Below are 12,044 nucleotides of genomic sequence, written 5' to 3' on the forward strand. Positions count from 1 at the left end.
TTGTTGACATAGTCGAAAGGGGAGACGTCCCATGCAGTCCAATGGCAACAAGGCAGACATGGATGCCACGGAGATCTTCAGGGTTCCTGCCACCGATGCCACGACGCCCGATCTCATGACTTCCGTCCCACCAGCGTATCCGACGCTCGCCATCGTGAAGGGTCCCCAGACGGGCTCCGTGCTCGAGCTCGATGGCGACCTCATCACGGTGGGGCGCGACCCTGCCAATGCGGTCTTCCTCAATGACATGACGGTCTCACGCCACCATGCCCGCATCGACCTCTCGGGCATGGGGTCGGGCTATGCCACTATCGAGGACCTCGGTTCGCTCAACGGCACGTGGGTGGACGGCGCAATCGTCAGCAAGGCCGTGCTTCGTGATGGCTCCACCGTCCAGATTGGCACCTTCCGCATGGTGTTCCATGCCAACAGGAAGGCCGCACGCATCAAAACCGAGGACTAGCCTTCATGGCGGATGCCAGGTACCTCACCATAGGAAAGGTCGTGAAGCGCCTGCAGGGGCAGTATCCTGACCTCTCCATCTCAAAGGTGCGCTATCTCGAGGACGAGGGGCTGCTCGAGCCCTCTCGCACGCCCTCGGGGTACCGTCTGTACTCCCCGTCTGACGTTCGCCGGCTGGAGACCATCCTGTACCTGCAGAAGAACCGCTTCCTGCCCCTGCAGGTCATCAAGGAACAGCTCGATAACGAGAAGAACGGCGTCTTTGGGGCCGTTTTGAGTGATGTCGAACCGCAGGAGGACACCCAGACCACCTCGAGGCTGCATCCCATAGACCGCATGCCCGAGCTGCTTGGCACGCCCGTGAGCTTTGTGCGCGAGCTTGCCGAGGCGGGGCTCATCGGCCTCAAGCGCTCGCCTCATGGGCGCGATCTGGTGGATGGACGCGACTTCGCCCTCATCCGCACATGTGACCGGCTGCGCCACTTTGGGATTGGCCCCAAGAACCTGCGTCAGTATGTGACGGCCGCCAACCGCGAGAGCGCCATGTTCGAGCAGGCGCTTGTGGTGTTCGCCCGAAAGGGTGGCGGTGTGCAGATGGAGGACACCCCGGAGAACCGCCAACAGTTTGCCGATGCCATGCAGCAGATGCTCTCGCTCACTGCCCAGGTGCGCGACATTCTGCTGCGTCGTCAGATATCCACCGCCTTTTCGCAGATGAGCGAGGGGGAGGGCGGCAAGAGGACCAGAGAGCGCGAGAGGAACGAACGTGGCCATTACTACAGATCTTGAGAGGTATATCGTCGACGTCCCCGACTATCCCGAGCCGGGCGTGATCTTCAAGGACATCACGCCACTCATGGCTTCGCCGGAGGGTCTGCATGCCTCCGTCGATAAGATTGTCAGCCACTTCGGAGATATCGGCATCACCAAGGTCGTTGGGGCCGAGGCACGTGGCTTCCTCATCGGTGCCCCCGTCGCCTACCGGCTGGGTGCCGGCTTCGTGCCCGCACGCAAGCCCGGCAAGCTCCCCCGTGCCGTGTACTCCCAGAGCTACGAGCTCGAATACGGTACCGACGAACTGCAGATTCACCAAGATGCCCTCGATGCTGACGACAGGGTGCTCATCGTGGACGACCTCGTGGCCACGGGCGGCACCTGCGTCGCCACCGCCAAGCTCATCGAACAGGCCAACGCGGAGGTCATGGGCTTCTCCTTCATCCTGGAGCTTGCCTACCTCAACCCGCGTGACGTCATCTCCAAGGAGTTCGACCAGGAGGTCTTCACCCTCATTCAGGTGGGGTAGGGGGCACGGGTGCACCTCATGGCGTTCACCACAACCCCTTCACAGGCCATTGTCCATTCTATGAAGGCGCGTGAAGAAGGGGACAGTAACAGCTAAAATTCTTAGCGTTATGCGAAAGGAGGACGTTCTTGATAACCAACCATCATCTTCAGTCCGTCGCACGTCGTGCCGTCGCATGTGGTCTCACCGCCGCACTCGTGTTCGCAAGTGCCGCCCCTGTCGCCTATGCCGACCCCCAGTCCGACCTCGATGCAGCACGACAGCAGATCGAGTCCCTCACCAGCTCCCTGAGCGATCTCCAGGACAAGCTGGCAACCGCCTCCTCTGACCTTGAGAACACGCAGTATGACATCGACGAGAACCAGTCCAAGATCGACGACACGCAGCAGCAGCTGGACGTCGCCAAGGATGACCTGAGCCAGAACGTGCACGATTCCTACACCAGCGGTGGCATCTCTCTGATGGACATCGTGGCGGGGTCAGACAGCTTCTCGGACTTCGTCACCAACGTGTATTACGCCACACGCATGAGCGATGCCCAGTCGGAGAAGATCTCCGCGGTCACCACCCTGCAATCCCAGCTCAAGAGCGAGCGGAGCGACCTCGAGGCCAGGCAGGCACGTCAGCAGCAGACCATCGACAGCATCAACTCCCAGATCGACGAGTACAACCAGAAGGTTGCCAAGGCGCAGGACTACTACAACAGCCTGAGCGCGGAGGTCCAGCAGCAGCTGGCCCAAGAGGCCGCGAGCGAGGTCGCCGGGGCCAACGAGAACGGCACCGAGCCGTCCACGGCCGCGGCCACCGTCACCCAGCTTGCCAGTGGTACCGCCACGGCGCCCGAGGCGCAGAATGCCGCGCAGCCCACAAGCGACTCCAGCGATTCCAGCGACAATTCGAATGCCGCCCCCACCTCGAACGGCTCCAATGGCTCTGACAATGGGTCCAAGGGCGGCAATGGCAGCAACCCCAGCAATGGCGGATCGAACGGCACGGCTACCACGACCTCGAAGTCCACGACCACCTCGAAGCCCACGACCTCGAAGCCACAGTCCGCACCATCATCCAGTGGTGGTGGCAGCAAGGGCACATCCAGCAGCGCAAGCGCCGGCGGTGGCGTCTCCACCGCCTATGCCATGATTGGCGTCCCCTATGTGTGGGGTGGAACGAGCGCGAGTGGCGTGGACTGTTCCGGTCTCGTCAACGTGTGCTATGGCGGCAAGCGCGGGCGCACCACCTATCAGATGATTGCCAGCCTCAAGGCCTCGGGTGACTGGAAGACGGACAAGAGCCAGCTCCAGGTGGGCGACCTCGTCTTCCCGAGCACGGGACACGTGGGCATCTACATTGGTAACAACAAGATGATCCATGCTCCCAGCCCCGGTCGTGCCGTCTGCATCACCACGGTGTACGCCTTCATCGGAGGCGGCACGTATTAAGCGGGCTTTGGCCGCGCGGCATGAATCGCTATGATACGAGGGGGACGAACGGGGTTCGTCCCCCTCTTGTGGCAGGTGGGGTAGGCAGGGGCAAGCGCGATGGGGGATGGGCACCACGCAGGCGATAAAGACGGACGCTCGCGCCCAGGTAAGCAGGCGGAACTCGCGTCGCTTCCAGCTCGACATGGTATGGGAGGGCGTCCTCGTGGGGCTTGCCGCCGGCGGCATCGTCACGCTCTACCGTCTGTGCCTGACGCTGGCCGAGCGCACGCTCAGGTTCATCATCCCGTTCGCACAGGCACACCCCATGGCCCTCGCAGGGCTCATCGCCCTCATGGCCGCGTGCTGTCTGGTTGTGGCCAAGCTTGTCAGCTGGGAGCCCTATACGCAGGGATCCGGCATCCCCCAGGTGGATGCCGAGGTCATGGGCAAGCTTGACATGCCCTGGCATCGTGTGCTGGCGGCAAAGTTCACGGAGGGGACGCTCCTGGCGCTCTCCGGACTCTCCCTGGGACGCGAGGGTCCCTCCATTCAGCTGGGCGGCATGGGTGGCAAGGCCATCTCAAGGCTGCTGCGCCGCGGAAGGGGGGAGGAGCGCCTGCTCGTGACCTGCGGGGCTGCCGCAGGCATGAGTGCCGCCTTCAATGCGCCGCTCACCGGCACGCTCTTCGCCATCGAGGAGATACACAAGGAGTTCACGCCCTCGCTCATCATCTCCGCCATGGCATCGGCCGTGTCCGCCGACTTCCTGGTGTCCCAGGTGCTGGGGGTGCGGCCCGTGCTCCGGCTCGCGTTCGTCCAGGACCTCCCGCACGTCTACTATGTGCTCGTCCTGCTCATGGGCCTGGTCATGGGGCTTCTGGGCGCCCTTCACAACAGGGGGATGTTCCTGCTCAACGAGGGCCTCTATGGCACGGTGCTTGCCAGGGTTCCCTATGGGGGAAGGCTCGCCTTGCCCTTCGCGCTCACGCTCGTCGCCGCGTTCGCGGCGCCCCTGCTCCTTGACGGCGGGGATGCCATTGTCGAACTGCTCAAATACCCCACCATGGTGCCCTTCCTGACGCTCGTGCTCCTCTTAGTGGGGAAGTACGCCCTCACCTCAATGTGCTTTGCGTCAGGCGCCCCGGGCGGCACGCTCTTCCCCCTATGCGTCATGGGCATGCTCGCGGGAGCGGTCTATGGTAACGTTCTTACGAACACATGTTCCATGAATGCGATGTACATCGTCAACTTCATGGTGTTGGGCATAGCAGGACTGTTCTCGTCGGTGGTGCGCGCCCCGGTCACGGGCGTCGTCCTAGCGTTCGAGCTCACGGGTAGCATGGACTCGCTGCTCGCAGCTTCCATCGTATCGATCGTGGCGTATGTCGTCGCCAACATCACCAGGACGGATCCGTTCTACGAGAGGCTCCTGGGCAATCTGTTGGACGTCACCGCGAAGACCCCACGCGTGCGCCATAAGAAGGAGAAGGTGCTGCACGACTACACCGTGGGTGCCGGCAGCCTGCTCGAGGGCCGGTGCCTCAGGGACATCGACTGGCCGAGGGGCTCGATGATCGTGACGGTGTACCGTGCCGGGACGGAGATCGTACCCAATGGCGACACGCGCCTGCAGGCGCTGGATGACCTGCTCGTCATCATGGACATGCGCGCCGAGGACAGCATACAGGACCATGTCTGGCGCCTCTGCCGAAGCTCGTTGGCGACCGAGCACACACCGAGACGGTAGGGTACGGCAGATGGGGCGTCTCATTTATTACTTTACATAAGATATATTATCATGGTTTATATGAGATCGATATGGGGTCATTGGTGTGCCTTGGAGCGTCCCAGACACGGCGCTGGTCGTGCCTGCCTCTGCCACTGAAAAGGTCCCGCGTGCGGACATGAGCCAGCACGCGGGACAGATCGACCGAGAGACCTCGCACGATTCATCTCCACCCTTCGGATCTATCCCTCGATGGGCTGCCCAAGGTACGAGGCGACGCTCGTGGCCGCGACGGCGCCGTCAGCCGTTGCGGTTACGATCTGGCGCAGTGACTTCTGCCGAATGTCGCCTGCCGCAAAGAGTCCCGGCACGGAGGTCTCCATGCGGTCGTTGGTGATGACATAGCCGTGGTCATCCAGCTTCACGAGGCCCCTCACAAGCCCCGTTGCGGGAACCCTGCCCACGAACACGAACACGCCAAACGAGCCCTCGTCATAGGTCTCCATGGACTCCTCGCCGGTCACGGTGTCGCGGAACGTGATGTCCCTCGGCAGGACATCGCCAGCGACCTTCGTGACGCTTGTGTTGTAGCGGATGCTGGCCTTGGGGTTCTCCTCGATCTGTCTGCCCACGGAGGCCTGGGCTCGCAGATGGTCCTTGCGGACGACCATGGTCACCTTGTCGGCAAACTTCGTGAGGAACAGCGCCTCCTCGGCGGCAGAGTTGCCACCACCAATGACGAACACCTGTTTGCCCCTATAGAACATGCCGTCACAGGTGGCGCAGTATGAGACGCCGTGGCCCCCGAAGGCTTCCTCGCCCTCGAAGCCAACATGGCGTGGCGTGGCGCCACCGGAGATGATGACCGTCTTGGTGTCATAGGTGCCCTCCGCTGTCTCCACGACGAACCCCGAACCATCCTCCTTGCGCGCAAGGGAGGCCACCTGTCCCATCTTGATGGAGGCGCCCAGGTCGATGGCCTGCTTCTGCATGGCATCCGTCAGCGAGAAGCCATCCGTGTGCGGCACGCCGGGATAGTTATCCACCTCGCTCGTAAGGATGATCTGGCCGCCGACCGCCTCCTGTTCGAGCGTGACGGCATCGAGAAGCGCACGGGCCCCATAGATGGCGGCGGACAGCCCCGCGGGGCCACCACCGATGATGACCAGGTCCTTCTGCTGTTCGGACATCTCACAACGACCTTTCTAGAGAGAGCGTTCATGGCATGAATTGTCACTGGAATGCTACCCATTAGGGTATGTGCCTTTCAGTCGCCCCGGACCTGTGTGCAGACGAAGAGGGGGCGTCTGCCCCCTCCCCTCTTGTATGGCTCCTGGCTACGTCCCGCTACGACACGAGGAAGTAGATGAGGAACGCGAGCGCGGCGACCCACATGAGCGGCTTGACCTTGCGCACCTGGCCCGTCGCCACGGCGACGACCACGTAGGCGATGAAGCCCAGGCCAATGCCCGAGGAGATGGAGTACGTCATCGGAATGCCCGCGATGATCAGGAAGGATGGCAGGCCCTCGAGCAGATCGTTCCACTGGATCTCCAGGGCTTCGGAGAGCATGAGGTAGCCAACGTAGACAAGGGCCCCACAGGTGGCTGCACCGGGGATGACGGCAATGACAGGTGCGAAGAACGCGGCGATGAGGAACAGGACACCTGCGAACACGGACGAGAGGCCCGTGCGGCCGCCGTCGGCCGCGCCGGACGCGGACTCCACGAACGTCGTGACGGAGGAGGCGCCGAGCAGGCCACCGACCCATGCGGCGCAGGAGTCAACGATCAGGATCGTGCACATGTCCTTGACGCTGCCATCCTCCTCGAGGAAGTCGCCCTGCTTGGCCACGGCCATCGCCGTGCCCATGGTGTCAAAGAAGTCGGACATCATGAGTGAGAATGCGAGCACGAGCAGCGTAGGGGTGGTCATGACCTTGAGGAGGCCGATGGTACCGTTCGCATCCGCCTGAAACGGGGCCCCAAAGCTCGAGAAGTCCGGCAACGAGAGCATGCCCTGGGGAGCCTGGGTGAGCCCCAGGGGGATGCCGCAGATGACGGCGACGATGATGCCCAGCAGCAGCGCGCCACGCAACCTGAGCGCCACGAAGACGATGGTGGCGACGATGGAGATGACACCTAGGATGAAGGCGGGGCTCGTGACCTTGCCCAGGGCGAGGATGGTGCTGCCGTCCCCCGTGATGATGCCGGCATTGGCCAGGCCGATCATGGCTATGAAGAGGCCGAGGCCCACCGAGATGCCATGGCGCAGCGAGATGGGAATGGCATCCATGATGGCTTGCCTGAGACCACAGAGCACCAGGACCAGGATGACGACGCCCTCGACGAAGATGACGCCCATGGCGGCATGCCAGTCACCGTTGCAGAGCGTCGTCGTGGCAACGGCGATCATGGAGTTAATGCCCAGGCCAGAGGCAAGCGCGAGCGGGCGGTTGGCAAAGATGCCCATGAGGATGGTCATGATGCCGGCACCAAAGCAGGTGCTGGTGATGGTTGCAGAGATGGGAACGCCCGCATTCGAGAGAATGAGGGGGTTCAGCGCGATGATGTACGACATTGCCAGGAAGGTCGTGAGGCCGGCCCGTACCTCTTGGCCGGTAGAAGACCCCCGTTGGCTGACCTTAAAGAACGAATCCATGAAACTCCCCTTCTGTACCTGCCGTCATGGGCACGCGAACGAAAAAAAGGAGGCATCCCCGATGCCTCAAGCACCTGGCGTCTTGAAGCTAGACGCCACTGGAACCAAAGCCGCCCGTGCCCCTGTCCGTCTCATCCAACTCGCCGACCTCCCTGAGACACACCTCGGGCACCTTCTGGATGACCAGCTGGGCGATGCGCTCGCCCCTGGTGATAGTGATGTCGTGCGTGGCGTCGAGATTGACGACGCACACCTTGAGCTCCCCGCGGTAGTGCGCGTCGATGAGGCCGGGGGTGTTGGCCATAGAAAGGCCCTCCTTGAAGGCGAGGCCACTTCTCGGCTGCACAAAGCCGGCATATCCCTCGGGGACGGCTATGGCAAGCCCCGTGGGGACGAGGCGCCGCTCGAGGGGCCTGAGGACAACGTCCTCGTTTGCCCTCAGGTCGAGGCCGGCATCGCCCGCATGGGCATAGGAGGGCAGCTCGATCGACGGGTCGAGGCGCTTGATAGGTAGAGAGATCCTGTCATTACCCATTGATGAGGCTCCGTAGCTCTTCTTCGAACTCGTCAATGTCCTTGAAGTCGCGATAAACCGAGGCAAAGCGCACATAGGCAACTTTGTCTATATCAACGAGGCGCTGGAGGACCATCTTGCCCAGCTCCTGGGAGTTCACCTCGACCGTGCCGGAGTCCCTGAGCTCACTGAGGATGCTGTCAATGAGACCATCGAGCCGCTCCAGCGGAACGTTGCGCTTGATGGTGGCCACCATGAGCCCCCGCATGATCTTTGTGCGATCGAAGGCCTCCTTGTGGCCATCCTTCTTGACGACCATGATGGGCATCTCTTCGCGACGCTCGTAGGTGGTAAAGCGCGTACCACACCTGATGCACTCTCGGCGGCGGCGAATGGCGTCATTGTTCTCGGACGGGCGAGAGTCGACGACCTTCGACTCCTCGCAACCACACTTGGGACAGCGCATACTCCTCCTCATATATGTACAAATGGAGGATACCACAGGATCACGCGGCTCAGCCTTCTACGTGACCAAACCGCAATCCTCTATGCGATAGGGCCGTGACTGTGATCATGCTGTGGAGGTGGGGATGACGAGCTTCTGGCCGGGCACAAGCCCGTCAGCAGAGACCCCATTGTGCTGTTCGATCCAAGAGACGATACGTCCGTCATCGACTCCGGCAATGCCATGCTCATGAGCGATGCTCCACAGGGAGTCTCCCTGCCGCACCGCTATCGTTACGGTGTCTGCCCGATCCAGCGCCTGTTGTGCGGCGGCTGCAGATGTGATGCCCGAAAGGATCAGTGCGCCTACGGAAAGGACGCAGACGAGAAGGGCCCCAAGGACAAGCGTGTGCGGCCGAAGGCGCCCCTCGCGCCTGACACGCACATCGGCGAGGTGGCGCTGTGCCGTGGCACCGCCCTCGAGCATCACGAGACCACGGTGCTGCCGAGGTCTGAGCGCTGCCGTGCCAGCGATGGGAAATGCTGCGACACCGTTCTGGATGCGTCTGTAGGACTGCATGGCTTACTCCCCTCCCGGCGTGTGTACGAGACTGGTATACCAAGACCACGCGACAGCAATTGCCAAAAGAACACGTGTACTGCGAACATATGTGCTACTATAGGGACAATGACGCTCACTGTCAAGCAAAGAGAGAACATGTGTTTGTATTTTTGCTACGCTACCTAGTCACGGGGACGAGGGGGACCAATGGCCAAGGACAGGCTCAGCAAGAGACAGCAGTCCATCTACGACTTCATCTGCTCCTACACCACCGAACATGGCTATCCGCCCTCGGTGAGGGAGATTGGCACGGCCGTGGGGCTGGCCTCGCCCTCGACGGTTCATATGCACCTGAAGGTCCTTCAGGAGCGTGGCCTCATCAAGCGCGACTCCAAGAAGCCGCGCACCATTGAGGTGGTTGAGGACGACCTGCCCGGCGGACAAGCGCTTGCGTCGGTGGAGGAGCATGTGAGCGAGGGAACCATCTCCCTTCCCCTTATCGGCCGCGTCGCCGCAGGCACCCCCATTCTTGCCGAGCAGAATGTGGAGGATCAGCTCACGCTCCCCGCCAGTGTCGTCGGCAGCGGCAGCTCCTTCCTGCTGAAGGTCCATGGCACATCGATGGTCAACAAGGGGATTCTCGACGGTGACATCATTGCCGTACGCGAGCAGCATGATGCCCAGGATGGCGAGATCGTCGTGGCCCTCATAGACGATTCCGCCACGGTCAAGACCTTCTACCGGGAGGAGGGTCGCATCCGCCTCCAGCCGGAGAATGACACGATGGATCCCATCTACGTACGGAATCCCATCATCCTGGGTAAGGTCGTCGCACTCATGAGGACCATTGCCTAGGCTGCGGATGGCCCCGCAGCCGAGGCGCTCGTCGCGGCTGCGCCTCATCGACACCGTGAGGGGGTGCTCCGTCGTGTCGATGGTGCTCTTTCACCTCTCGTACGATCTCGTGACGCTGAGGGGGCGCACGCTCCCCCTGTTCCATTCGCCCTTCGAGGACGTGTGGCGTGCGTCAATCGGCTGGACGTTTCTCTTCATTGCCGGCATGATGTGCGCCCTCTCGCGGGACAACTACAGGCGTGCCGGCAAATATCTGGTGGTTGCCGCGCTCATCTATGGGGTCACCACCATCGCTGCCGTGGACACGCCCATCAGCTTTGGCATCATCTTCTGCATGGGCGCGTCCACGCTCGTTGCGGCACTGCTCAGGTCGGCAGGGCTCCTCAGGGGCCGCCGTTCCTGGCTGTGCTCGATCCCTCTCATGGCACTCTTCCTCGCCTGTCTGCGCGTTCCCCAGGGGCTGGTGGGTGTGGGACAATTCGTTCTGCAGCTGCCCCGGCAGCTCTATGCCACACCCTACCTCGCTCCCCTGGGCTTTCCGGGGCCGCACTTCGCCTCGGGGGACTATTACCCCCTACTCCCCTACTCGCTGCTCTTTCTCGCTGGCGCAGGCATCGGGGCCTCGCTCGGCGCCCATGGCTTCCCAGCGTTCCTGCACTCGGTGGGCCTGAGGCCGCTTGAGTTCGTAGGTAGGCATGCCCTGCCCATCTATGTGCTGCACCAACCCATGCTGCTCCTGCTGAGCCTGTTCCTCTAGGCCCCCACTCGCCCTTGCGCCTCCCCTGCGTCACTCACGCCATAGGGTTCGAGCGTGTCCGCCATACGCCTAGGGACACGGGCCGTCACAAGCAGGCCGCCCTGCTCGTAACGCTCGCGCACGATCTGGCCGCGCTCATGAACCAGCTTCACGAGCAGTCCCTTGTCGTGGGGGATGAGGCTTGTGATGGTAACGTCGCCGCGCGCGGCCTCGCGTGCGATGCGATACAGCAGGCCATCCGTCCCCGTCCCCGTAAGCGCCGAGACGAACTCCGCATCTGGGTGCAGTGCCTCCATGCCATGTACCACCTCGCGGTCGAGCTGGTCGCACTTGTTGTACACGACCACCGAGGCGATGTCCGCCGCACCTATGTCAGCGAGAATGGCGTCGACGGCATCGATCTGTCGCTCGCAGTTGGGATCACTCGCGTCGGCAACCTTCAGCACGAGTTCGGCGGCCCGAGCCTCTGCCAGCGTGGACTTGAACGACTCCACGAGGTTCGTCGGGAGCTTTTGGATGAACCCCACCGTGTCCGTCAGGGTGATGCGTCGACCGGCCTTTAGGTCGAGCGAGCGTGTGGTGGGGTCGAGGGTGGCGAAGAGCTCGTCTCTGGCATAGACGTCCGCACCTGTCAGACGGTTGAGCAACGTGGACTTCCCGGCATTGGTGTAGCCGACCAGGGCCACCCGGTAGATTCCCGAGTCCCAGCGCGCCCTGCTCTGCATGCGTCGTCGCTTGTCCAGCTCCTTGAGCTCGCGGCAAAGGTGCGAGATGCGGTCGCGTACCAGACGACGATCGATCTCCAGCTGGCTTTCGCCCTGGCCGAAACGGCTGCCGATGCCGCCGCGTGCCTGCTCTCCCACCAGGTGACTCCACATGCCCCTCAGACGCGGGAGCACATACTGCAGCTGTGCCAGCTGCACCTGCAGGCGCCCCTCATGCGTGGTGGCGTGCTTGCCAAAGATGTCCAGGATGAGCGCCGTGCGATCGATGACCTTGACGGAGTCTCCCACGATTCGCTCGAGGCTCGTCTGCTGGGAGGGAGTCAGCTCATCGTCGAATATCACTACGTCAACGTCAAGGGCTCGTACCATGCGCACGAGCTCCTCGGTCTTGCCGCTGCCGATGAAGGTGCGCGACACGGGCTTCCGAAGCCTTTGTGTGAGTTGTCCCACCACGACGGCCCCGTCCGTTACCGCCAGGCGGCCGAGTTCCGCCATCGAGTCCCTGAGGGGCCACGCTGCGGTGCCAAGGTCGACGCCCACCAGGAGTGCGCGCTCCGGTACCGGTGCCGTGGACCGAGGTTTGAATCGAGCCATGCGTCACCCTTCCACAGTTT

13 protein-coding genes are annotated in these 12,044 nt (G+C 62.5%); 7 read left to right on the forward strand and 6 right to left on the reverse strand.

Translation table 11 applies throughout. The annotated features are described in order from the left end of the window. The first annotated feature begins 31 nt into the window (after positions 1–31). From HMPREF1316_RS10280 to HMPREF1316_RS10300, 5 genes are all read left to right on the forward strand, one after another. Positions 32–463: an FHA domain-containing protein gene (locus HMPREF1316_RS10280; protein WP_021726960.1), complete on the forward strand. Its 432-nt coding sequence runs from the start codon at positions 32–34 to the stop codon at positions 461–463. A gap of 5 nt (positions 464–468) precedes the next feature. Beyond that, entirely contained in the window at positions 469–1,251 is a 783-nt protein-coding gene (gene ftsR / locus HMPREF1316_RS10285; RefSeq protein ID WP_021726936.1) for a transcriptional regulator FtsR, read from the forward strand. Beyond that, the gene (locus HMPREF1316_RS10290) at positions 1,229–1,765 is read left to right on the forward strand and encodes an adenine phosphoribosyltransferase (protein WP_021726998.1); all 537 of its coding nucleotides are present in this window, start codon (positions 1,229–1,231) and stop codon (positions 1,763–1,765) included. The genes ftsR and HMPREF1316_RS10290 overlap by 23 nt, the downstream gene beginning before the upstream one ends. A 128-nt stretch (positions 1,766–1,893) precedes the next feature. After that, on the forward strand, positions 1,894–3,204 hold the full coding sequence (locus tag HMPREF1316_RS10295) for a C40 family peptidase (RefSeq protein ID WP_021726995.1): 1,311 nt from the start codon (positions 1,894–1,896) through the stop codon (positions 3,202–3,204). A gap of 106 nt (positions 3,205–3,310) precedes the next feature. Next, positions 3,311–4,933, forward strand: coding sequence for a ClC family H(+)/Cl(-) exchange transporter (locus HMPREF1316_RS10300; protein ID WP_021726988.1), 1,623 nt, complete (start codon positions 3,311–3,313; stop codon positions 4,931–4,933). 221 nt (positions 4,934–5,154) lie between these two features. Here HMPREF1316_RS10300 and HMPREF1316_RS10305 read toward each other — a convergent pair whose 3' ends face one another. The 5 genes from HMPREF1316_RS10305 to HMPREF1316_RS10325 form a co-directional block, all read right to left on the reverse strand. Next, a complete protein-coding gene (locus HMPREF1316_RS10305; protein WP_021726978.1) occupies positions 5,155–6,102 on the reverse strand; it encodes an NAD(P)/FAD-dependent oxidoreductase in 948 nt (315 codons plus the stop codon). 157 nt (positions 6,103–6,259) lie between these two features. After that, positions 6,260–7,573 (reverse strand): NCS2 family permease, encoded by a 1,314-nt coding sequence (locus tag HMPREF1316_RS10310; protein WP_021726956.1) that lies wholly within the window; start codon positions 7,571–7,573, stop codon positions 6,260–6,262. An 88-nt stretch (positions 7,574–7,661) separates the two neighbouring features. After that, a complete protein-coding gene (gene dut, locus HMPREF1316_RS10315; protein ID WP_021727010.1) occupies positions 7,662–8,108 on the reverse strand; it encodes a dUTP diphosphatase in 447 nt (148 codons plus the stop codon). Further along, positions 8,101–8,553, reverse strand: a complete 453-nt coding sequence (gene nrdR / locus HMPREF1316_RS10320) for a transcriptional regulator NrdR (protein ID WP_021726986.1) — start codon at positions 8,551–8,553, stop codon at positions 8,101–8,103. The genes dut and nrdR overlap by 8 nt, the downstream gene beginning before the upstream one ends. Before the next feature lie 105 nt (positions 8,554–8,658). Further along, complete coding sequence (locus HMPREF1316_RS10325) at positions 8,659–9,111, reverse strand: LysM peptidoglycan-binding domain-containing protein (protein ID WP_021726962.1); 453 nt, start codon at positions 9,109–9,111, stop codon at positions 8,659–8,661. A gap of 189 nt (positions 9,112–9,300) precedes the next feature. Between HMPREF1316_RS10325 and lexA the strand changes: the two genes are divergently transcribed. Then, positions 9,301–9,948 carry a transcriptional repressor LexA gene (gene lexA / locus HMPREF1316_RS10330; RefSeq protein ID WP_021726957.1) on the forward strand — a complete coding sequence of 216 codons (648 nt, stop codon included), beginning with the start codon at positions 9,301–9,303 and terminating at the stop codon, positions 9,946–9,948. Beyond that, the gene (locus tag HMPREF1316_RS10335) at positions 9,941–10,705 is read left to right on the forward strand and encodes a heparan-alpha-glucosaminide N-acetyltransferase (protein ID WP_232204518.1); all 765 of its coding nucleotides are present in this window, start codon (positions 9,941–9,943) and stop codon (positions 10,703–10,705) included. The genes lexA and HMPREF1316_RS10335 overlap by 8 nt, the downstream gene beginning before the upstream one ends. On the opposite strand, the gene hflX is transcribed toward HMPREF1316_RS10335, so the two are convergent. Further along, entirely contained in the window at positions 10,702–12,024 is a 1,323-nt protein-coding gene (gene hflX, locus HMPREF1316_RS10340) for a GTPase HflX (RefSeq protein ID WP_021726987.1), read from the reverse strand. The two genes, HMPREF1316_RS10335 and hflX, sit on opposite strands and share 4 nt — an antisense overlap. Positions 12,025–12,044 lie beyond the last annotated feature (20 nt).

Source organism: Olsenella profusa F0195 (genome assembly GCF_000468755.1).
Taxonomy (GTDB): domain Bacteria; phylum Actinomycetota; class Coriobacteriia; order Coriobacteriales; family Atopobiaceae; genus Olsenella_F; species Olsenella_F profusa.

Coding starts and splice junctions, on each gene's coding strand:
- nrdR (WP_021726986.1), bottom strand. CDS start 8,553: ATGCGCTGTCCCAAGTGTGGTTGCGAGGAGTCGAAGGTCGTCGACTCT.
- HMPREF1316_RS10300 (WP_021726988.1), top strand. CDS start 3,311: ATGGGCACCACGCAGGCGATAAAGACGGACGCTCGCGCCCAGGTAAGC.
- ftsR (WP_021726936.1), top strand. CDS start 469: ATGGCGGATGCCAGGTACCTCACCATAGGAAAGGTCGTGAAGCGCCTG.
- hflX (WP_021726987.1), bottom strand. CDS start 12,024: ATGGCTCGATTCAAACCTCGGTCCACGGCACCGGTACCGGAGCGCGCA.
- HMPREF1316_RS10280 (WP_021726960.1), top strand. CDS start 32: ATGCAGTCCAATGGCAACAAGGCAGACATGGATGCCACGGAGATCTTC.
- dut (WP_021727010.1), bottom strand. CDS start 8,108: ATGGGTAATGACAGGATCTCTCTACCTATCAAGCGCCTCGACCCGTCG.
- HMPREF1316_RS10305 (WP_021726978.1), bottom strand. CDS start 6,102: ATGTCCGAACAGCAGAAGGACCTGGTCATCATCGGTGGTGGCCCCGCG.
- HMPREF1316_RS10310 (WP_021726956.1), bottom strand. CDS start 7,573: ATGGATTCGTTCTTTAAGGTCAGCCAACGGGGGTCTTCTACCGGCCAA.
- HMPREF1316_RS10325 (WP_021726962.1), bottom strand. CDS start 9,111: ATGCAGTCCTACAGACGCATCCAGAACGGTGTCGCAGCATTTCCCATC.
- lexA (WP_021726957.1), top strand. CDS start 9,301: ATGGCCAAGGACAGGCTCAGCAAGAGACAGCAGTCCATCTACGACTTC.